This is a genomic window from Arthrobacter sp. efr-133-R2A-120 (assembly GCF_030209835.1).
GTDB lineage: Bacteria > Actinomycetota > Actinomycetes > Actinomycetales > Micrococcaceae > Arthrobacter.
In genome coordinates, this window is record NZ_JARVRF010000012.1 from 23,499 (window position 1) to 44,676 (window position 21,178).

A 21,178-nucleotide genomic window follows, 5' to 3' on the forward strand; every position below is an offset into this window, starting at 1 on the left:
TTTCAGCTTCGCTCCACATGTTTGAGGGACTTCAATGCTCGTTCAAGATGCCATTGCAGGTAACTCGCCACCAATCCGGCGGCCTCGCGGCGGTGCAAGGACTCGGACATATCGGCAACAGCCCAGTCCCCCGTCAGCAGCGCACCCAGTAAGACGACGGTCTCGGGTGCGGGTGCCGGCGAACCGGGCGGACGGCAGTCGTTGCAGATCATTCCACCCAAGGGAGCGGAGAAGGCTGAGTGCGGACCGCTCGCCCCGCAGCGGGCGCAATCCGTGAAACTGGGCGCCCAACCGCCGGTTGCCAAAGCACGGAGCAGGTAGGAATCGAGGATGAGTTCCGGAGGATGGTCGGAACGGCTCAACGCGGCAAGAGCCCCGACAAGCAGGTTGTATTGGGCGGTTCCCGAATCGGCGTCGGCGTCTGTCAGTTTTTCTGCCGTTTCCGTCATGGCGGCAGCGACCGTGTAGCGGGAGTAATCGGCAGCGATCGAGCTCCCGTAGGCTCCTTTGGCGACGGCCTGGGTGACGATGTCCAGGGTGCGGCCGGAAACGAGTTGCAGGTCGGCCACCATGAACGGCTCCAGCCTGGCCCCGAACCGGCTACTGGTACGCCGTACGCCCTTGGCAACTGCCCTTACTTGTCCGTGGTGCTTTGTCAGCAAAGTGATGATGCGGTCCGCTTCGCCCAGCTTGTGGGTGCGCAGCACCACGGCATCGTCCCGATAGGAGCGCGCTGCAAACGACGAAGGATTGGCCACAGTTAATCTTCGCACCACGCCGGGCCTTCTCGGGTCCAGCGAAGCCGTGCGGCGCCGTGTTGACGGCGCCGCACGGCAAATGGCTATGCCCGGACTGCCCTGATGGCACGGTTGACGGCGGAGATGACTGCCTTGAGTGCCGCGGTGCTCGTGTTGGGGTCGATACCGACTCCCCAGAGGACCCGCTCGCCAACGGCGCATTCCACATAAGCCGCGGCGGTGGCGCTGCCACCTTCGGACAATGCATGTTCCGTGTAGTCCAGGACGCGGACGTCCACGCCGTCTTGGCGCAAGATGTCCAGCATGGCCGCGATCGGTCCGTTGCCCGTGCCGGTTCGCTGGACTACCGTGCCGTCAACACGCAGGGCCGCATGCAGGGTGAGCTCGCCGGACTCATCGGTTTCGGTGCGGATGGAACCCAGAGAGTAGCGACCCCACTGTCCATCCGCCGTGCTGGCCGGCAGGTACTCGTCCTGGAACATGGCCCACAGCTGGGCGCCGCTGACCTCGCCGCCCACGGTGTCGGTGCGGTGCTGGATGACGCCGGAGAATTCGATTTGTGCCCGGCGCGGCAGGTCCAGGCTGTGCTCGTTCTTGAGCAGGTACGCCACACCGCCCTTGCCGGACTGTGAATTGACGCGGATGACGGCCTCGTAGCTGCGGCCGAGGTCCTTGGGATCGATCGGCAGGTACGGAACCTGCCACGTGAAGTCGTCCACGGCCTTGCCGGCGGCGGCAGCGTCCTTTTCGAGGGCTTCGAAACCCTTCTTGATGGCGTCCTGGTGCGAACCGGAGAACGCTGTGAACACCAGATCGCCGCCGTAGGGGGAACGTTCGGGAACGGGCAGCTGGTTGCAGTACTCCACGGTCCGGCGGACTTCGTCGATGTCCGAGAAGTCGATCATCGGATCCACGCCTTGGACGAACATGTTCAGTCCCAAGGTGACAAGGTCCACGTTGCCGGTACGCTCGCCGTTGCCGAACAAGCAGCCTTCGATTCGGTCGGCGCCGGCCAGGTAGCCCAACTCCGCAGCGGCAACGCCCGTACCGCGATCGTTGTGCGGGTGGAGGGAAATGATGATGCCGTCGCGCGGATGCAGGTTACGGTGCATCCATTCGATGGAGTCGGCGTAGACATTGGGTGTGGCCATTTCCACAGTGGCGGGCAGGTTGATGATGACCTGCTTGTCCGCGGATGCTTCGAATACGTCTGCGATCGCGTTGCAGACACGCGCTGCGTACTCGAGCTCGGTTCCGGTGAAGGACTCCGGCGAGTACTCGTACGTGATCTGGGTGTCCGTGAGGGTTTCCTCGTACTTCTTGCACAAACGGGCACCCTGGAGGGCGATGTCCAGGATCCCGTCCTCGTCCTGGTTGAACACGACGCGGCGCTGCAGAACCGAGGTGGAGTTGTACAGGTGGACGATGGCCTGCTTGGCGCCCACGAGGGATTCGTAGGTGCGCTCAATCAGGTGCTCACGCGCCTGGGTCAGGACCTGGATGGAAACGTCATCCGGAATGTGGCCGCCTTCGATGAGCTGCCGCACGAAGTCGAAATCTGTTTGCGAAGCGGAGGGGAAGCCGACTTCGATTTCCTTGTAGCCCATCTTGACCAGCAGCTGGAACATTTTCAGCTTGCGTGCCGGACTCATAGGGTCGATCAGGGCCTGGTTGCCGTCACGGAGGTCCACGGCGCACCAGCGCGGAGCCTTGGTGATGACCTTGTCCGGCCAGGTGCGGTCCGGGAGCTCGACATTGATCTGGTCCTGGAAAGGCAGGTACCGGTGAATGGGCATTCCGGAGGGCTTTTGTGCGTTGCGCATGACTTTGGGCCTTTTCTCTTAATCTTGATGGAAGATTGGCCGGGCATAGCTAACTCCGCAGCGAGGGTTGGCCTAGCGAATGATCGCCTTCGAGGCCCCGCCGCGGCAGCTAAGGAGAAGCATTCCTGCACGCACCATTTCACAGTAACACGGGTGCGTATGATGACAATGCAATACCAGAAGCAACGTCCACTATGCAGACGCGGGAACGGTGGTGAGCCGGTTCCGCTCGTCGTCCGAAGGAGTTCTTGTGCCACAGTCGGGGATCACACTGTCCAACATCGATGAAAGCGTTAGGCCGCAGGACGACCTCTACCAGCACGTCAACGGGGCGTGGCTGAAGTCGACGGTCATCCCTGACGACCGCCCGCTTGAGGGAACGTTCACCGCGCTACGGGACGGCGCTGAACTCGCGGTCAAAGCGATCATCGAGGAGGCTGCCGCAAAGGGCGAGGATGCCAGCGGCATCGAACGCAAAGTAGGCGATCTCTACAACAGCTTCATGGACGAGGAAGCCACCGAGGCCAAGGGCATGGAGCCCATCCGGGCCCGGCTCGCCGAGGTCTTTGCCACAGCTTCGCCGGCCGAAGTGGTTGCCCTGACCGGGCGGCTGTTCCGCTCGGATGTTTCCGGCCTCTTCTCCATCTATCCTGCGCCCGACGCCGGGAACCCGGACCGGATCCTGTTGTACATCGGTCAGGGCGGCCTCGGCCTGCCCGACGAGTCCTACTACCGTGACGAGAAGTTCGAAGGAATTGTCAGCGCCTACGCGAAATACGTCGCCAAGCTCTTCGGCCTGGCAGGCATTCCCGACGCCGACGGTGCCGCCGATCGTGTTGTCGCCCTTGAAAAGGCGCTTGCCTCGCACCACTGGGACAACGTCACCCTGCGCGATCCGCAGAAGACCTACAACCTCAAGACCGCGGAGGAGGGCCGTGAGCTGTTCCCGTACCTTGACGCATGGTTCGATTCCGCCCGGGTTGAGGAAGACAAATTCACCGAGCTGGTGGTGAGCACTCCTGATTTCTTCACCGGCGCCTCCGCCCTTGTCGAGTCCGAGTCCCTTGGCACGTGGCAGGAGTGGCTGGCCCTGCGTGTCCTCAATGCCGCCGCCCCCTATCTTTCCTCGGCGTTCGTGGACGCAAACTTCGACTTCTATGGGACCACCCTGAGTGGCACTCCACAGAACAAGGACCGCTGGAAGCGCGGCGTCGCCGTCGTCGAAGCCGCCCTTGGCGAGGCGGTAGGCCAGATCTACGTGGAGCGCCACTTCCCCGAGGGGTACAAGGCCAGGATGCAGACGCTCGTCGCCAAACTGATCGAGGCTTATCGCGAGAGCATCACGGCGCTTGACTGGATGGGCGAGGACACCAAGGCCGAGGCGTTGAAAAAGCTTGAGGCCTTCCGGCCCAAGATTGGTTTCCCGGACAAGTGGATAGACTATTCCGCCGTCGACATCGACCCGGCCGATCTTCTGGGGAACGTCGAACGGGCCCACAACGCCGACGTCGACCGCCACCTCGATGAGGTCGGCAAGCCTGTCGATCTCGACAAGTGGCTCATGACCCCGCAGACCGTCAACGCGTACTACCACCCGATGTTGAACGAGATTGTCTTCCCTGCTGCGATCCTGCAACCACCCTTTTTCACGGCAGAGGCCGACGACGCGGTCAACTACGGAGGTATCGGCGCCATCATCGGCCATGAAATCGGCCACGGCTTCGACGACCAAGGCTCCCAGTTCGACGGAAGCGGTGCGCTGCGGAATTGGTGGAGCGAGGAAGACCGCAAGGCCTTCGAAGGACTTGCGGCGAAGCTCGTTGCCCAATTCGACGCCCTCGCCCCGTATGCCGCTCCGGAGCACAAGGTCAACGGGAAGCTCACGCTCGGCGAAAACATCGGCGATCTGGGCGGCCTGACCATCGCCTACAAGGCCTACCTCCTGAGCCTTGACGGTGCTGAACCCCCTGTTCTCGAAGGCCTTAGCGGCCAGCAGCGCTTCTTCATGTCCTGGGCTGCCGGTTGGCGCCAGGTCATCCGTCCCGAGGAAGCCATCCGTCGCGTCGCCACGGACCCGCATTCCCCCAACGAGTTCCGGACCAATGCCATCGCCAAGAACCTGGACTCGTTCCACGAGGCGTTCACGGTGGAAGCCGGGGATGGGATGTGGCTGTCGCCCGAGGACCGAGTCAGTATCTGGTAGGCAGCGGCAACAGCTACCTAGCGACGAGTGCCGGGTTGACCGCCTGGCATTTCACGTCGCCCGCGGTCTGCTTGACGACGTTGGACGGTACGGAGGCCACTCCGTATTTGGTCCCGGAATCGAAGTCGCTGCCTATGTAGACCTGGACTCCGACCACGCCGTTGGATGCTTCTATTTGCGAGGCCGGGATCCCCAGGAGACTTGCGACATCCGGCGCGACGTCAGCGTAGCCGGGGCCGTAATAGACAACGGTCTTGGGCACAGCGGCCGCAAGGAAGTGTGCGGCTTTCGTGAATCCGCCGCCAACCAGGGCGGCGGCGATCTCCTGGCCGCGGGATGCGATGCCTGTTCCGTCGGCAACGCTCACTGGCTGAAGGGCCTTGTCATAGGCAGGAGCGGCGGGAGCGCTCGGCGTTGGCGCCGCGCTGTTGCTCGGGGCGCCCGACGCCGCAGGCGAGGGAGCGGCCGTAGCGCCCGGAGTGGTCAGGTCCAGGTTCGCGCGCATGGCGGCGAACAGCTGGGAGGCTTGCGGTTGAACCAATTCGAGCCGGTTGGGGTCGACGGCGGCGGGCTGGGTGGGAGCCGAGACGAAGGCGACCTTGGACAAGTCAACGTCCTTGAGGCGGCTCCCGATGGTCAGGAGCGACTGGACGGACGCCAGGCCTTCATCCACGGTCAGGTTCTTTGTCACGGCATCCGCGATGGACAGGAGGCTCTGCGGATTGCCCAACGTGCCGTCGGACTTGATCTTCCGGGTCAGCGAGGAGAGGAAACCCTGCTGCGCCTGGATGCGGCCGAGGTCGCTTCCATCGCCAAAACCGTGGCGCGTCCGGAGGAAGGCCAAGGCCTGCTCCCCCTGGACCTTCGAGGTTCCCTGGGGCAGCCGGAGCCCGGAGTCGGGGTCGTAGACGGCGTCGCTTACACACACGTCCACTCCGCCTACGGCGTTGGACAGCTCCTTGACGGCGTTGAAGTCGGCCATCATGAAGTGGTCGATTTGCAGTCCCGTGAGCTTGTTCACTGTGTCTACGGCGCAACCGATTCCGGCTTCTGCCATGGCCGAGTTGATCATGACGTTGGAATGGGGCTGATACACAGTGTTGGTTTTGGGATCAGTGCATGACGGGACATCCACCAGGAGGTCGCGGGGAAAGCTGGTGAGGCTCACCCTCTTGTTGTCCGCCGAAATGTCCAGCAGCATCATGACATCCGACTGGCCATAGCCAGTAGATTCCTGCGTTGAACCGTATTGCGAGTTCTTCCCGTCCCTGGTGTCGGACCCGAGGATCAGGATCTGCAGGCGGTCCGTCGCATCGTTTGCTGCCGCCTCGGTCCTGGAAGCGCCTGCCGACAAAGGTGCTTTGCTGATGTTCGACTGCAAGCGGATGACCCAGTAAGCAGCGAAGGCGATACCGCCGACCAACAGCACCGACACCGTCACGGCAGTGACCTTGAGCCAGAGCGGGAGGCCCTTCGGAGCATTCATGTGGCGGGGGGTGCCGGGGGCTTCCCCGTGGCGTGCAGTGCCGCGCGCACCAACGGTGCCGGGCTCCTGAACGCGTGCATCGCGACGTCGCACTGCGCGCTCAACCTTTCCTCGGAAAATGGGATTCGGACCATTTTACGGGCCCAATCTGGGAAATTCCCCAGCGGCTAGAATCCCAGCTTCACGAGTTGCTTCGGATCGCGCTGCCAATCCTTGGCCACTTTCACGTGCAGGTCGAGGTAGATCTTGGTTCCCAAGAGGGCCTCGATCCCCTTGCGGGCGTTCGTTCCGACCTCGCGCAGCCGGCTTCCGGCCTTGCCGATGATGATGGCCTTCTGGGATGGGCGCTCGACGTACAGGTTGACGCGCACGTCGAGGAGCGGGTTGTCTTCGGAGCGTCCTTCGCGGGGCAGGATTTCCTCCACCACCACGGCCAGGGAGTGCGGAAGCTCGTCGCGAACCCCTTCCAGGGCTGCTTCCCGGATAAGTTCGGCGACCATGACGGCCTCCGGTTCATCGGTGAGTTCACCGTCCGGGTACAGAGGAGGAGAGGGCGGCATGTGGCCGATGAGGACGTCGGCGACGGTATTGACCTGGAAGCCATCGGTCGCCGAAACCGGAACGATATCGGCCCAGCCTTGTTCGCCGAGTACTTCGCGGCCCAAGGCGGCTACCGCCAGGAGCTGCTCGGTCAGGGCCTGCCGGTCCACCAGGTCGGTCTTGGTGACCAGGGCGATGATGGGCTTGCGTCCGACGGCGGCGAGCTGGGCCGCAATGTACTTGTCGCCCGGCCCGATCTTCTCGTTGGCGGGCAGGCAAAAGCCAATCGCGTCCACTTCCGAGAGGGTGTCCGCGACGAGATCGTTGAGCCTCTTACCAAGGAGGGTGCGGGGGCGGTGCAGGCCGGGGGTGTCCACGAGGATCAGCTGGGCGTCCTCCCGGTGGACAATGCCGCGGATCGTGTGCCTCGTGGTCTGCGGCTTTGCCGAGGTGATGGCCACCTTCTGGCCGACCAAAGCGTTGGTGAGGGTGGACTTGCCGGCGTTGGGACGGCCCACAAGAACCGAGAATCCCGCGTGGAAGCCGCCGAAGTCCTGATCGGCGTCGAACTTCTTATTGTGCTTGCTCACGTGGAACTCCCTGTTGCGTTGTGTCGGCCTCGTCGAGAAGGTCTTCAAGGTCAGTGTCTTCTTTTGGAATGGCTGCCGCAATGATATGGCTGACCCGGTTTCGCCGGCCTTCCAGCCTATCGGCTTTCAAGGAGATCCCATCCACCTGCACCGCGCTGCCTACGATCGGCACCTTGCCCAGGGTCTTGGCCAGGAGGCCGCCCACGGTGTCCACTTCGTCGTCGTCGAGGTCAATGTCGAAAAGCTCGCCGAGGTCGTCGATGCTCATCCGTGAACTGACGCGGTACGTGCCATCACCCAGGTCAGTGACCTCGGCATCATTGGAGTCGTACTCATCCACGATCTCCCCCACGATTTCCTCAATGAGGTCCTCCAGCGTCACGAGTCCTGCCGTGCCGCCGTATTCGTCAATGACGATGGCCACGTGAGTGGACTCTTGCTGGAGCTCACTCAGGAGGTCGCTGACAGGCTTCGATTCGGGAACGAATCGTGCCTCGCGGGCTATGGCATCGACGTCCTGGCGCGCCGATGGCTGTTCCGGGCGGTGCAATGCTGCAGCAACGTCCTTCAAATAGAGAATGCCGCGGATCTGGTCCGCGTTCTCGCCGATGACGGGGATCCTTGAGTACCCGGAGCGCAGGAACAGGGCCATGGCCTGCTCCAGGCTGGATCCGGACTCGATGCTCACAATGTCCGTTCGAGGGACCATCACCGAGCGGACCAGGGTGTCGCCGAAGTCAAAGACAGACTGGATAAGTTCGGCCTCGCTGTCCTCGATCATGTCTGATTCCGTAGCCCTGTCGACGAGTTCACGGAATTCTTCCTCACTGAAGAACGCTTCGTCGCCGCTGGGCGCACCGGGAGCCACCGTGCTGCCGATCGCCACGAGCCAGCCGGGAATGGGACCGAGGATCCAGCACAGGAACCTGATGAGCGGGGCCGAGTAGCGAACCACCCCGCCTGAGTGGGCGCGTCCGAGTTGGCGGGGCGAGACACCCACCAAGACGAAACCAATGACGGCCATGATGCCGGTCGCCGCCAAACCGGCAAGCCAGACGTTCTCGAGGAGACTATGCATGACGACTGCGACTGCAACTGCTGCCGCCATCTCGAACCAGACCCGCCAGAACCGCAGCGCGCGAATGTGCGCAACAGGCTGGGCGAGGATACTGCGAAGCGAATTCCCCCGGCTCCTGACGATGGCTTGCTCCGCGTCGTGCCGCGGCAGGAAGGTGAAGGCAGCCTCAGCCGCGGTCAGCAGGGCGACGAAACTGAGGAACACCAACGCCATCCCGACCAGGATGAGCGAGGTCACAGCATGGTCTCCATGGGGGCGTCCTTGCCAAGGAACGCGGACAGCAGCTCACGCTGCAGGCCGAACATTTCTTCTTTTTCCTCCGGCTCGGCATGGTCGAAACCGAGCAGGTGAAGGATTCCGTGCGTGCAGAGCAGGAGCATTTCATCCCGTGTCGAATGACCGGCGTTGCGCGCTTGCACCTCGGCCACTTGCGGGCAGATGGCGATGTCGCCCAGCATGCCCTGCGGAGTCGGCTTCCCCGGCGTTCCCGGCGTCAACTCATCCATAGGAACAGACAGGACATCGGTGGCGCCGGGTTCGTCCATGAGCTCGATGTGGAGCTTTTCCATCGCAGCTTCATCCACCAGGAGGATGGAAAGTTCGGCTTGGGGGTGAATGTAGAGCCGCTCGAAGATGAAGCGTGAGAGCGTCACCAATTGTGCCTCGTCCACCTGGACGCCGGACTCGTTGTTGACCTCTATGCTCATCGGTGTTCTCCCCGTTTGTCATGGATGGGCGTGTGCTGGACACGCGCCCGGTGCTTTTCATCCCATTTGCTGTACGCGATCACGATGTCGGCGACCAACCGGTGCCTGACGACGTCGGACGCGTCCAGCATCGTAAAGTTCACGTCGTCGATCCCGCTGAGGATTTCCTGGACGATACGCAGCCCGGAGGTGGCACCGAAGGGCAGATCCACTTGGGTGATATCCCCCGTGACAACCATCTTGGAACCGAAGCCGAGCCGCGTCAGGAACATCTTCATCTGTTCCGCGGTGGTGTTCTGCGCCTCGTCAAGAATGATGAACGCGTCGTTGAGCGTGCGGCCGCGCATGTAAGCGAGCGGTGCTACCTCAATGGTCCCGGCGGCCATGAGCCGCGGGATCGATTCCGGGTCCATCATGTCGTGCAATGCGTCGTACAAAGGGCGCAGATACGGATCGATCTTGTCGCTCAGCGTCCCCGGCAGGAAGCCGAGGCGCTCTCCGGCTTCGACGGCCGGCCTCGTGAGGATGATACGGCTGACTTCCTTGAGCTGCAGGGCCTGAACAGCCTTGGCGACGGCCAGATAAGTTTTGCCCGTGCCCGCAGGGCCGATCCCGAAGATCACAGTGTTGTCGTCAATGGCGTCGACATAGTTTTTCTGGTTCAGCGTCTTGGGGCGTATGGTGCGCCCGCGGCTGGAAAGAATGTTGTGGGTCAGGACTTCCACGGGGTTTTGGAGCGATTGGCTGCGCAACAAGGAAACTAGCTGCTGGAGCACGTCCGGGGTGATGACCGTCCCCTTGCCGACCAGGCCGCGGACTTCCTCCAGAAGCCGCATGATCCGCGGGACATCGCTTGACGGTCCGCTGAAGGAGAGCTCGTTGCCGCGCACATGAAAGTCGACGCCGGGGAACTGGGCTTCGATGTAGCGCAGCGCCTCGTCATGGCTACCAAGGGTCTGAACCATCTGATCCGAGTTGTCGAAGATGACAACTTCCGTCCGGGCGCCCGGGACAGAGTGTGGGAACTCGGCCGGACCTGTCTCAACGCTGCCGGCCTTGGGCCGCCCGTTCAATGATTCTGTCATAGTGCTGGCCTCGCGGCCTGTGCTCCTCCGGCTTGGTGATGTCCATCGATTTCCTCCGATGTCCGTTTGCTGGATGGGCGCAGGATCGCGGGCCTCGGATTGCTTTCAATCCTACGCCAGCCAGTCTCCGCGGTGGTTCCAGGCCGTGCCTGGCGGGGCTGCAGACGGCCGATTCGAACGCTTTGGTATCAACTCGGCATCGACCTCGTATCAATCGCATTGCAGTTCGCCGCCTGAGTATCGAAACGCCAGCCGACGCCCGCGGGACTATGACAAGCTGATTCATGGGCAAAAATGCCCTTGTACCCGGCCACCCGGGCGCACGACTCCACCCGCACCACAGCGGCCGAACACGAGCAGGAATCCACCATCACCAGGCCAGCCGGCATTTCACACGGCACACGCATCCGGAAAAGTTCCGCCATGCTTGCGACCGCCTTGACGGCTGCCTTGTTCCTGTCGGGTTGCATTGCCGATCGCACGGGACAGGGATCCACGACGCCGGTTCCCACCCCGACAGCCGCCCTGCAGGTGGCCCCGGACAGCAATGCTCCGCTCGAAACAACCCAGGCCTCAAACAAGATCCCCGTGTATTGGATCGGTCGAAGCGACACTGACACCTTCCTGTACCGCGAATTCCGTGACAACCCGGGCAACGAGAACCCCATCACCACGGCCTTGCGGATCATGATGTCCCAGAAGCCGTTGGATCACGATTTCTTCACGCCGTGGCAGAATCCGGGCAGCCTGGCGACCTCGATTTCCGGTAAGAACGTGGTCACGGTGGACGTATCCCGCGACGCGTTCAATTCCAATCTCGATGCCGGGATGGCTCAGCGGGCTGTCCAGCAACTCGTCTACACCGCAACCGCTGCGGCCGCGAGCTCCGGCCTGATCGATGCCGGACAGCAGATCAAAGTGACCATCTTGGTGGACGGGCACACGGACTACATGGCATTCGGACAGGTCAAACTGGGCGATCCCATGGTCCGCGACGCAACCATGGTGGCACCTGTGTGGATCATTGACCCTCAGGAGGATTTGACCTTGCCTGCCGGTCCAGTCAAGTTCAACGGGCGAAGCACGGACCCCTCGAAGAAGCTGCATTGGCAGATCCTCCGCGAGAACTCAAATGGCGACAAGTCGTCCTACCTTGCCGGGCAGACAACCGCGTCGACCGTCCCGGGACAAGGCGGGGTATTCAGCCTCACCGTGGGGCTCGGAGCGGGCCGCTATGAATTGCGGGTTTCCTTGGTTGGCCCCGACGGCGCCGACGTCGCGACGGATACCCGTTCGTTCAACGTTCGCTGATCCGGCAGGCTTCCTACCAGCGCCCCAGAATGTCGCTGGCCAGCACGACGGCGGCGGGGCCCGCCGTCGACGAGCGAAGCACGTGGTGGCCCAAGAGTGCGGTGACGGCACCGACGTCGCTGAGCTTGGTCACTTCGCGCGGTGAAATGCCACCCTCGGGGCCGACGATGAGCAGGACTTCCAGTCCATCTCCGGCATCCGCGTTAGAAGCCTCGCCCTGCCACTTCTCCAGAACCTCACGCAACGGGCGTTTCGCGTCCTCGTGCAGGATGATCGCCAGATCGGCCGCGGCAACGGCCGCGGCCAAGCCCGAGCCGTCGACGGCGGCACGCACCTCGGGAATCCACGCGCGCCGCGCCTGCTTGGCGGCTGCTGTGGCGACGGATTGCCATTTGGCGTGGGCTTTGGCAGCCCGGTCACCCTTCCAACGGACGATGGAACGTTCCGCTTGCCAGGGCACGACGGCGTCGATCCCGAGTTCCGTTGCCGTTTCGACGGCAAGCTCGTCCCGGTCGCCTTTCGCGAGGGCCTGGACCAACACGAGCCGCACCGTCGGCTGGTGCTCCTCCTGGACGGTGGAGGCAAGGACTGTCAAGGTTCCCTGCCCGGATTCCGTCACGGTGCCCGTGAGCCGTTTACCGGCACCGTCGGCGATATCGACCGATTCGCCAATTTCAAGGCGCTTGACGGTGACAGCGTGCCTTGCCTCGGCGCCGTCGAGCACGAAAGCGTCACCAGGGCCGAGCCCGTCAAGCGTTCCGGCTGCTGTGAAGAATACGGGGTTGCTCACCGCTACAGGTTACCGAGCTTATCCCGCAGCTTCGCGAACATACCGCCACTGGCCACAAGCTTGCCTTCGGTGAACTGCTCTCCGCGCAACTTCGCCAGTTGGCGTAGCAAGTCTTCCTGTGCGGCGTCGAGCTTGCCGGGCGTCTCGACGTGCAGGTGCACCTTGAGGTCTCCCCTGCCGTAGCCGCGGAGGTGGGTGACGCCGAGCCCGCGCAGGGTGATGACTTCGCCGGATTGCGTGCCGGACTTGACGTCGATCTCCTGGGGGCCATCGAAAGTATCAAGCTGAAGCTCGGTACCCAATGCCGCGGCGGTCATGGGAACGCTCAGCGTTGCGTGAAGGTCGTCGCCTTCCCGTATGTAGGTGGAATCGCTGTTGACCCGGATCTCCACGTAGAGGTCACCGGGAGGTCCGCCGGCGGGACCTGCTTCGCCTTGCGACGATAGCTGGATGCGGGTTCCGGTAGCAACGCCGCCTGGCACCTTGACGGTCAGTGAACGGCGGCTGCGGATACGGCCTTGGCCGCTGCACTCATTACAAGGATCCTTGATGATCGAACCGAAACCTTCGCACGATCCACACGGTGCGGCCGTCATGACCTGGCCGAGAATCGAGCGTACTGCACGCTGGACCTGGCCCGAGCCGCCACAGATGTCGCAGCGCTCGGGGTGGGTGCCCGGACGGCAGCATGAGCCCTCGCAGGTGGGACAGATGACAGCGGTGTCCACCTCAAGCTTCTTGTTGACACCGAAGACGGCCTCGCGCAGGTCGATGCGGACGCTGATCAGAGCGTCCTGCCCCCGGCGCATGCGTGATGCGGGGCCTTGCATGCCGCCACCTCCGCCACCGAAGAAGGTGTCGAAGATGTCCTGGAAGGCGAATCCCTGGCCCGCGTAGCCTCCGCCGAAACCGTTGTCGGTCCCGTTCTCGTTGCCGGTGGCGTCGTAGACGCGGCGCTTCTGGGGGTCGGAGAGGACCTCGTAAGCATGAGTTACGGCCTTGAATTCCTCGGCAGCGCCGGCACCTGGGTTCACATCGGGGTGCAGCTTTCGTGCGAGCTTGCGGTAGGCCTTCTTGATCTCCTCGCCGGTTGCTTCCGGCGAGACGCCCAGAACGTCATAGTGGCTGCTCAAAGTCGGTATCTCTTCCTTGTTTTACGGTTACACTGCGTTTCTTGTGCGGCGGTTTCCAGCCGAAGCCGTCAGCCGCCCAGAATGCGGGAAAGGTAGCGTGCGACGGCACGGACGGCCGCCATGGTGTTCGGATAGTCCATGCGGGTGGGTCCAAGAATCCCGATCTTGGCGCTGCTGCCCGGACCGTAGCCCGTGGCAACGACGGAAGCTTCGGAGAGCCCGTCATAGGGGTTTTCGCGCCCGATGCTCACCGTGACGCCCCGGGGGTCCTCCGCCATGTCCGACAACAGCCGCAACATGACCACCTGCTCCTCGAGCGCTTCGAGGACCGGACCGATGCTCAGCGGGAAGTCCACATTGGAGCGGGCCAGGTTTGCCGTGCCTGCCATGACCATGCGTTCGTCGCGGCTCCGCTCGGCAAGCCTTTCCAGGCCGAGGGCAAGGGCGCCGGCAAGGTTCCGGAGCGCCGGCGGGCACAAGGCAACCACCGAGGGCAGGACCTGCGGCATGAGGTCGAGCTGGGAGCCGGAAATACTCCCAAGGAATCGCCCGCGCAGGGCCATGAGCTCTTCGTCGGTGGCGTCCGCCGCTGCGTGCACAACGCCCTGTTCCACTTTGCCCGAATCGGCGATCAACACCACCAGGATCTGGCGCGGCGCCAAAAGGACAAACTCGATGTGCCGGACGCGCGCGCGGCTCAGGTGCGGATACTGTACGACGGCGACCTGGTTGGTCAGTTGGGAGAGGAGCCGGACGGTGCGCTCAAGGATGTCCTCGACGTCGTCGGGTCCCTCAAGCAACGAGTGGATTGCCCGGCGCTCGGCAGCCGAAAGCGGCTTGACCTCGGAAATACGGTCGACGAACAAGCGGTAACCCTTGTCCGTAGGGATGCGGCCCGCACTCGTGTGGGGCGCCGCAATGAGGCCTTCTTCTTCCAGGAGGGCCATGTCATTGCGGATGGTGGCGCTCGACACTCCCAAATGGTGCCGTTCGACCAAGGCTTTGGAGCCGACGGGCTCGCGGGAGTGAACGTAGTCCTCCACGATGGCGCGCAACACTTCAAGCTTGCGTGGTTCGCTCACTGCCCACCTCCGATCAACATTTCAACAGTTAGCACTCAACATGCCCAAGTGCTAACAAGTCTAGTATGAGCCACCTCGTTGTTAGCATTGGTACCGCTCGCGGCGAACATGATTCCCGCGCGGTCCTGCGGAATGCCACGGACCGTGACCGATCCCTTAGCGCAAAGTGGTGTGAAGACCGTGTCTTACGACAATTGGGGCCCGCAAGACCTCTCCTCGCCGGCCAAACGGCAACTGCCTGAAGTGCCCGTTGAACGCGGGATGGTTCTCGAGGACGTTCAGTCCGGTTGGGTCGGGGCCGTGACCAGGGTGGAGAAGTCCGGAGGCATGCACATTGTGGTGCTTGAGGACCGGCGGGGTAAGACCAAATCGTTCCGGCTCGGCTTCGGATTCCTGCTGGAGGGCCAAGCAGTGAAGCTCCTGCCGCCAGCGCCACGCCCGGCCGCCAAGGGCGCGCCGCAAGCAGGCAGGACGGCATCAGGTTCCGTCCGCGTCGCCGGACAGCGGGCCCAGGTCGCCAAGGCAAGCCGGATCTGGGTGGAAGGCAAGCACGACGCCGAACTCGTGGAAAAGGTGTGGGGAGACGATCTCCGGGTGGAGGGCATCGTCGTCGAGCCCTTGCACGGTGTGGACGATCTCAAGGCGGCCATTGCCGCGTTCTCCCCCGGTCCGGGCCGACGGCTCGGGATCCTGGTGGACCACTTGGTGCCGGATTCGAAGGAGTCGCGGATTGCTGCCGACGCCATGACGCTGCCGGGCGCCACGGGAAACGTCCTGATCGTCGGTCACCCCTATGTGGACGTCTGGCAGGCAATCCGGCCCAAAGTATTGGGGATCGAGCAATGGCCGACCGTCGCGCGGGGCACCGATTGGAAGACCGGCATCCTGAAGTCGTTCGGCTGGCCGCATGAGACGGCCGAAGACATCGGACTGGGGTGGCAAAAGCTTCTGGGCGCCGTCCACAGCTACGCCGATTTGGAAGCCTCTTTGCTGGGTCGCGTGGAGGAAGTCATCGATTTCCTGACCGTTCCCTGATGATTACCTGCCTCGGGCACGGTGGTTGGTCGGCTGATCGCGTGCCGAGCAAGTATTCTGGGACAGCAACACTGCACCGATAGATACTCGAAGGAAGAAACTGTGGCAGACAACGCTCCTGACGATCGGGACGGCGCCTCGGGCCAGTCCCAGTACCACGGCGTTCCTGCCAACGCGCTGCCCTTGACCGCCTCGGAAGACCGGCAGTGGGCAACCCTGGCGCACTTCGGAGGGATCCTCGGCTGCGTGCCTTCGCTCCTGATCTACTTGATCTTCCGCGAACGTGGCCCGTTCACGGCCCAGGAATCCAAGGAGGCGCTGAACTTCACGTTGCCCCCGACGATTGCGGCAGTGCTCGCCAACATCCTGGTCTTGCTCCCGGTGGTGGGAAACCTGTTCGCTGTCCTTGCCACGGGAATCTGGGTCGCAGTGACCTGCTTCTCGGTGTCGGCCGGAATCCGCGTGAACCACGGACAGCCGCACCGCTACCGCTTCAACCTGCGCTGGATCAAGTAGAGGGTCTTCGCGATCCCTGTGCCGGTTCCCGCGCCGGACATTAGTCCGGAAGGATCCGGCGGACCACGGCATCCGCGAGTAGCCGGCCCTTGAGTGTCAGGATCAGCCGTCCTTGGAAGGCTGCTCCAGGCTCAACCAGGCCGTCCGCGATGAGGCCCGCGACGGCGTGGCGACCCACCTTGTCGAGGGCATCGACCTGCAGCCCGGTGCCGAGGCGCGCCTCCAGCATGATGCGTTCCACTTCCCGGGTTCCGGCGTCGAGCGTTTCGCGGCCAGCGGCGGGCGAGACTCCGCTACCGAGCCTGTTGGCATAGGCGGTGGGGTGTTTGACGTTCCACCAGCGGACGCCGCCCATGTGGGAATGCGCGCCGGGTCCGATTCCCCACCAATCGTCCCCCCGCCAGTAGGCAAGGTTGTGTTTGCATGCCTGTTCCGGTGTGCGGGACCAATTGCTGACTTCGTACCAGTCCAGCCCGGCGGCTCTGATCAGCTGATCGGCGAGTTCGTACTTGGCGGCGTGGTCGTCGTCGTCGATCCCGGGCACTTCTCCGCGCCGGATCTGTGCCGCGAGCTTGGTGCCTTCTTCCACGATCAGCGCGTAGGCACTGATGTGGTCCGGACCGTAGGACAAAGCAGTCTCCAAGGACGTCTGCCAATCAGCCATGGACTCGCCCGGAGTGCCGTAGATGAGGTCGAGGCTCACGGCAAGGCCGGCGTCGCGCGCCCACTGGACAACCAAGGGAACCCGGCTGGGTGTGTGCGTACGGTCCAGGACTTTGAGCACGTGCGGGACCGCCGACTGCATGCCAAAGGAAATCCGGGTGAAGCCGGCGTCGGCGAGCAGTTGGAGGGATTCCGGCGTCACGGAGTCCGGGTTCGCTTCAGTGGTGACTTCGGCTCCCGCTTCCAGTCCCCAGTGCCCGACGGCGGCCGTCAGGATGCGTGCGAGATCTTCAGCAGGCAGCAGTGTCGGTGTGCCGCCGCCGAAGAACACTGTGCTCAGGGGCCGCTGAGGCAGCCCTGAGGCTTCCATGGCCCGGACGGCGAACTCCACTTCCGAAATGGCGGTGGACGCGTAGGCGTCCTGGGAGGCGCCGCCACCAAGCTCGGTGGCAGTGTAGGTGTTGAAATCGCAGTATCCGCAACGCACGGCGCAGAAGGGTATGTGGACGTATAGTCCGAACTTGCGTGAATCGACGCCGTCGAGCACCTGCGGCGGCAAGAGGCCGTCCGCGGGTGCCGGATCCCCGAGGGGAAGAACGCTAGGCACGGAATTCCCCCCGGGCCTGTCCTGTGCGCGCCGCTTCAGGGCGAGCCTGTCCCGCAGCGTTCCGGGCGAAAAGCCGCATTACTTCTTGGCCTTGTCCTTGGATTCGTCGGTGGTCAGGGCGGCGATGAACGCTTCCTGTGGAACTTCCACGCGGCCCACCATCTTCATGCGCTTCTTGCCTTCCTTCTGCTTTTCCAGAAGTTTGCGCTTACGGGTGATGTCACCGCCGTAGCACTTGGCAAGGACGTCCTTGCGGATGGCGCGGATGCTCTCGCGGGCAATGATCCGCGAGCCGATAGCGGCCTGGATGGGCACCTCGAACTGCTGGCGGGGAATGAGCTCGCGCAGCTTGCCAGTCATCATGACCCCGTAGGCGTAGGCCTTGTCACGGTGGGTGATGGCGCTGAAAGCGTCAACCTGCTCACCCTGGAGCATGATGTCCACCTTGACCAGGTCGGCGACCTGCTCGCCGTCGGCCTTCCAGTCCAGCGAACCGTAGCCTCGGGTCTTGGACTTGAGGATGTCGAAGAAGTCGAAGACGATTTCGGCCAGCGGCAAGCGGTAGCGGATTTCCACGCGGTCTTCGGAGAGGTAGTCCATGCCGCCCATGACGCCGCGGCGGCTCTGGCAGAGCTCCATGATGGCACCCACAAACTCATTGGGCGCCAGGATGGTGGCCGACACCATCGGCTCGCGGACCTCGGCGATCTTGCCCGTGGGGTACTCGCTGGGGTTGGTGACGTGGATGACCCGCTTGTCCTCCAGCGTGACCTCGTACTCAACGTTGGGAGCGGTGGAGATGAGGTCGAGGTTGTACTCGCGTTCGAGGCGCTCACGGGTGATTTCCAGGTGCAGCAGGCCAAGGAAGCCCACGCGGAAACCGAAGCCGAGGGCGGCAGACGTCTCCGGTTCGTAGACGAGCGCTGCGTCGTTGAGCATCAGCTTCTCAAGGGCATCCCGGAGCACGGGATAGTCCGTGCCGTCCAAGGGGTACAAACCGGAGAAGACCATAGGCTTGGCATCGGCGTAGCCGGCGAGGGACTCGGAAGCGGGCTTGGCCAGGTTGGTCACGGTGTCGCCGACCTTCGACTGGCGGACGTCCTTCACACCGGTGATCAAGTAGCCTACTTCGCCGACGCCCAGTCCCTTGGAGGGAGTGGGCTCCGGAGAGCTGACACCGATTTCCAGGAGTTCGTGCGTGGCACGGGTGGACATCATCTGGATCCGCTCGCGCGGGTGCAGCATGCCGTCCACGACACGGACGTAGGTGACCACGCCGCGATATGTGTCATACACGGAGTCGAAGATCATGGCGCGGGCCGGTGCGCTGGGGTCGCCGACAGGGGCTGGAAGATCGCGGACGATCTTGTCCAGGAGGGCCTCCACGCCGACGCCGGTCTTGCCGGATACGCGAAGCACGTCCTCGGGGTCGCCGCCGATCAGGTTGGCGAGTTCCGCCGCATACTTTTCGGGCTGGGCGGCCGGGAGGTCGATCTTGTTGAGCACCGGAATGATGGTCAGGTTGTTTTCCATCGCCAGGTAGAGGTTGGCGAGGGTCTGGGCCTCGATGCCTTGCGCCGCGTCCACCAACAGGACCGCACCTTCACAGGCCGCGAGGGAACGGGAAACCTCATAGGTGAAGTCAACGTGGCCAGGGGTATCGATCATGTTCAGGGCGTAGCTGGTGCCGTCAAGTTCCCAAGGCATGCGGACAGCCTGGGACTTGATGGTGATGCCGCGTTCGCGTTCGATATCCATGCGGTCCAGATACTGGGCCTTCATGTCGCGGGACTTAACGACGCCGGTGTACTGCAACATGCGGTCGGCCAAGGTGGATTTACCGTGGTCGATGTGGGCGATGATGCAGAAGTTCCGGATGATGGCCGGATCTGTCGCGGCGGGCACCGGTGCGGTGCGGGCCATGGGAGACACGCAGGGTCCTTACTGTCGATACTCACACGGCCGGACTCCGGACTGGCCTGGACCATTCCGGCCGATGCCGCATATCTGAACTAATAGTCTCCCATGAACACGACGCCGCTTGTGCACTGTGATCGGGCGCCGTCGCAATGTGGGAACGCATGGTGAGCAACTTGATGCGCGACGCGGCATGGCAATGGAAAGTACGGTGGAGCCATGGCATCGGACACACATTTGCTTGGCAGGCTCCTCAAAGGCTCCTTGGGCTACCTTCGACGGATCATAGGAGCCCCGGATGGCGCACCCGCTCGCCCATCCCCGAAAGCCGGGGCCGCGGCGACGGCGAGCCGGACACGGAACGCAAGCACCGGCGTCGGGCAGCTTTCACGCCCCTACCCGGGCGACTTCAGGGGCGCCGTGTCTCCGCGGTACGCCCCCAACCCCGACGGCAAACCAGACCCCGGAGAAATCGTGTGGTCCTGGGTCCCTTACGAAGAGGATTATTCCCAAGGTAAGGACCGGCCGGTCCTGCTGATTGGGCACGACGGCGGGTGGCTGCTGGGGCTGATGCTGACCAGCAAAGACCACGACAACGGGCTCCATTCAGACGGCTACATCGACATCGGGACCGGCGCCTGGGACCCCCAAGGCCGGCCCAGTGAGGTCAAGGTAGACCGGGTGGTTCGCGTCAATCCGGCGGACGTCCGGCGCGAGGGTGCCGTCCTCGACAAACGCACTTTCCAACTAGTGGCGCGTCGGCTCAACGGGCGACACGATCCGGCATAGACCCGAAATCCCCGGAAAAGCGCCGAGTCTGATAATATTTATGGCTGTGTGTCCGTGCAGGTCGACGGCCACTCATGGTTGGCTGCCATAGGCATCCCCACGCCGCTCAGTCGATGGCCAACCTGAAAACCCTCTAGACCATTTCCGCATTAAAAAGAGAGTTCACACACGTGGCTAATATCAAGTCCCAGAAGAAGCGCATCCTCACCAACGAGAAGGCTCGCCTGCGTAACAACGCTGTCAAGTCTGAGCTGAAGACGGCCATCCGCGCCGTTGCCACCGCCGTTGAGTCCACGGACAAGGATGCCGCTGCAAAGGCTCTTGTTGCTGCCAGCCGTAAGCTGGATAAGGCTGTCAGCAAGGGCGTTATTCACAAGAACAACGCTGCAAACCGCAAGTCGGCGATCTCCAAAAAGGTCAACGCACTCTAAGGTTTTTCCAGTTCGACTGAGCTGAACGCGTGAGGCCGGCATCCATTGGGTGCCGGCCTCAGGTATTTAAGGCTGAGCTACCTGAGACGAGCAGGACGGAGTTCACGACGGCGACGATGAGGAAGAGCATCGCAAGGCGCCCGTTCGGGGCAACAAACACCTTCTTGGCAGCCGCAATGTAGATGGCCCCCGCGATCGTGCCGAACAGAATACGCACCCAGGCTTGACCGAGGAGACCGGGCGCTTCGGGCTGCAAAAACAGACCCATGACGAGGACAGTGGCGATGAACGGGATTTGACCTAGAAGAACCCAAAACCAGCTGGCTCCAAAGGTGGGGCCATGTCCTTTGACGATGCCCTTGTATATAAGCCTCAATATGAGGGCTTGCAGAAACGATGCCAGGATACTCCAGGCAATGACGCCTACGCGGAGGAAGGTGAGGAGCACTTCTTGGCTCGAAAACTGGTTGTGTTCGGCATTTTCCGTGGCCAGCCGTCCAATACTCGGCCCCACAGCGAATTGGGCAGCAGCAGTGTATGCGAGCAGGAGGCAGATGATCCAGACCGGGTTGATCTTCTTCGGGCTCTGCGGTGTGGGCTGATCGGACGTCTTTGGGCTCGTGGAGGTCATTAC

At 63.0% G+C, this 21,178-nt stretch carries 19 protein-coding genes; 6 read left to right on the top strand and 13 right to left on the bottom strand.

Features of this window, described 5'->3' with window-relative positions; genetic code table 11:
- Positions 1 to 2: 2 nt before the first annotated feature.
- Positions 3 to 773, bottom strand: a complete 771-nt coding sequence (gene recO / locus QRN52_RS08165) for a DNA repair protein RecO (protein WP_284752254.1) — start codon at positions 771 to 773, stop codon at positions 3 to 5.
- 68 nt (positions 774 to 841) lie between these two features.
- Complete coding sequence (gene leuA / locus QRN52_RS08170; RefSeq protein WP_284752232.1) at positions 842 to 2,581, bottom strand: 2-isopropylmalate synthase; 1,740 nt, start codon at positions 2,579 to 2,581, stop codon at positions 842 to 844.
- A gap of 250 nt (positions 2,582 to 2,831) precedes the next feature.
- Between leuA and QRN52_RS08175 the strand changes: the two genes are divergently transcribed.
- On the top strand, positions 2,832 to 4,784 hold the full coding sequence (locus tag QRN52_RS08175; protein WP_284752233.1) for a M13 family metallopeptidase: 1,953 nt from the start codon (positions 2,832 to 2,834) through the stop codon (positions 4,782 to 4,784).
- A gap of 13 nt (positions 4,785 to 4,797) precedes the next feature.
- Here QRN52_RS08175 and QRN52_RS08180 read toward each other — a convergent pair whose 3' ends face one another.
- The 5 genes from QRN52_RS08180 to QRN52_RS08200 form a co-directional block, all read right to left on the bottom strand.
- Complete coding sequence (locus QRN52_RS08180; protein ID WP_284752234.1) at positions 4,798 to 6,363, bottom strand: LCP family protein; 1,566 nt, start codon at positions 6,361 to 6,363, stop codon at positions 4,798 to 4,800.
- A gap of 74 nt (positions 6,364 to 6,437) precedes the next feature.
- Positions 6,438 to 7,400 (bottom strand): GTPase Era, encoded by a 963-nt coding sequence (gene era / locus QRN52_RS08185; protein WP_284752235.1) that lies wholly within the window; start codon positions 7,398 to 7,400, stop codon positions 6,438 to 6,440.
- Positions 7,384 to 8,715, bottom strand: coding sequence for a hemolysin family protein (locus QRN52_RS08190; protein ID WP_284752236.1), 1,332 nt, complete (start codon positions 8,713 to 8,715; stop codon positions 7,384 to 7,386). Before QRN52_RS08190 ends, era begins: the two co-directional genes overlap by 17 nt.
- Positions 8,712 to 9,185 (bottom strand): rRNA maturation RNase YbeY, encoded by a 474-nt coding sequence (gene ybeY / locus QRN52_RS08195; RefSeq protein ID WP_284752237.1) that lies wholly within the window; start codon positions 9,183 to 9,185, stop codon positions 8,712 to 8,714. The genes QRN52_RS08190 and ybeY overlap by 4 nt, the downstream gene beginning before the upstream one ends.
- Entirely contained in the window at positions 9,182 to 10,270 is a 1,089-nt protein-coding gene (locus QRN52_RS08200; RefSeq protein ID WP_284752238.1) for a PhoH family protein, read from the bottom strand. The genes ybeY and QRN52_RS08200 overlap by 4 nt, the downstream gene beginning before the upstream one ends.
- 294 nt (positions 10,271 to 10,564) lie before the next feature.
- On the opposite strand from QRN52_RS08200, the gene QRN52_RS08205 reads away from it, so the two are divergent.
- On the top strand, positions 10,565 to 11,581 hold the full coding sequence (locus QRN52_RS08205; RefSeq protein WP_350225137.1) for a GerMN domain-containing protein: 1,017 nt from the start codon (positions 10,565 to 10,567) through the stop codon (positions 11,579 to 11,581).
- A 13-nt stretch (positions 11,582 to 11,594) separates the two neighbouring features.
- Here the strand turns inward: QRN52_RS08205 and QRN52_RS08210 are convergent, their stop codons facing one another.
- The 3 genes from QRN52_RS08210 to hrcA all read right to left on the bottom strand — a co-directional run bounded on the left by QRN52_RS08210 (position 11,595) and on the right by hrcA (position 14,586).
- Positions 11,595 to 12,371: a 16S rRNA (uracil(1498)-N(3))-methyltransferase gene (locus QRN52_RS08210; RefSeq protein ID WP_284752239.1), complete on the bottom strand. Its 777-nt coding sequence runs from the start codon at positions 12,369 to 12,371 to the stop codon at positions 11,595 to 11,597.
- Between the two features lie 2 nt (positions 12,372 to 12,373).
- A complete protein-coding gene (gene dnaJ, locus QRN52_RS08215; RefSeq protein ID WP_284752240.1) occupies positions 12,374 to 13,504 on the bottom strand; it encodes a molecular chaperone DnaJ in 1,131 nt (376 codons plus the stop codon).
- Positions 13,505 to 13,572: 68 nt separating this feature from the next.
- Positions 13,573 to 14,586, bottom strand: a complete 1,014-nt coding sequence (hrcA, locus tag QRN52_RS08220; RefSeq protein WP_284752241.1) for a heat-inducible transcriptional repressor HrcA — start codon at positions 14,584 to 14,586, stop codon at positions 13,573 to 13,575.
- Positions 14,587 to 14,766: 180 nt separating this feature from the next.
- Here hrcA and QRN52_RS08225 point away from each other — a divergent pair, with 180 nt between their 5' ends.
- Both QRN52_RS08225 and QRN52_RS08230 read left to right on the top strand, forming a co-directional pair.
- Positions 14,767 to 15,621 carry a DUF3097 domain-containing protein gene (locus QRN52_RS08225; protein WP_284752242.1) on the top strand — a complete coding sequence of 285 codons (855 nt, stop codon included), beginning with the start codon at positions 14,767 to 14,769 and terminating at the stop codon, positions 15,619 to 15,621.
- 102 nt (positions 15,622 to 15,723) lie between these two features.
- On the top strand, positions 15,724 to 16,137 hold the full coding sequence (locus tag QRN52_RS08230) for a DUF4870 domain-containing protein (protein WP_284752243.1): 414 nt from the start codon (positions 15,724 to 15,726) through the stop codon (positions 16,135 to 16,137).
- A 40-nt stretch (positions 16,138 to 16,177) separates the two neighbouring features.
- Here the strand turns inward: QRN52_RS08230 and hemW are convergent, their stop codons facing one another.
- Positions 16,178 to 17,407 carry a radical SAM family heme chaperone HemW gene (hemW, locus tag QRN52_RS08235; protein WP_284752244.1) on the bottom strand — a complete coding sequence of 410 codons (1,230 nt, stop codon included), beginning with the start codon at positions 17,405 to 17,407 and terminating at the stop codon, positions 16,178 to 16,180.
- 78 nt (positions 17,408 to 17,485) lie between these two features.
- A complete protein-coding gene (lepA, locus tag QRN52_RS08240; RefSeq protein ID WP_284752245.1) occupies positions 17,486 to 19,339 on the bottom strand; it encodes a translation elongation factor 4 in 1,854 nt (617 codons plus the stop codon).
- A gap of 204 nt (positions 19,340 to 19,543) precedes the next feature.
- Between lepA and QRN52_RS08245 the strand changes: the two genes are divergently transcribed.
- Both QRN52_RS08245 and rpsT read left to right on the top strand, forming a co-directional pair.
- Complete coding sequence (locus QRN52_RS08245) at positions 19,544 to 20,113, top strand: type II toxin-antitoxin system PemK/MazF family toxin (RefSeq protein WP_284752246.1); 570 nt, start codon at positions 19,544 to 19,546, stop codon at positions 20,111 to 20,113.
- Positions 20,114 to 20,283: 170 nt separating this feature from the next.
- Positions 20,284 to 20,544 carry a 30S ribosomal protein S20 gene (gene rpsT / locus QRN52_RS08250; RefSeq protein ID WP_028267110.1) on the top strand — a complete coding sequence of 87 codons (261 nt, stop codon included), beginning with the start codon at positions 20,284 to 20,286 and terminating at the stop codon, positions 20,542 to 20,544.
- A gap of 58 nt (positions 20,545 to 20,602) precedes the next feature.
- Here the strand turns inward: rpsT and QRN52_RS08255 are convergent, their stop codons facing one another.
- A complete protein-coding gene (locus tag QRN52_RS08255) occupies positions 20,603 to 21,175 on the bottom strand; it encodes a hypothetical protein (protein ID WP_284752247.1) in 573 nt (190 codons plus the stop codon).
- Positions 21,176 to 21,178 lie beyond the last annotated feature (3 nt).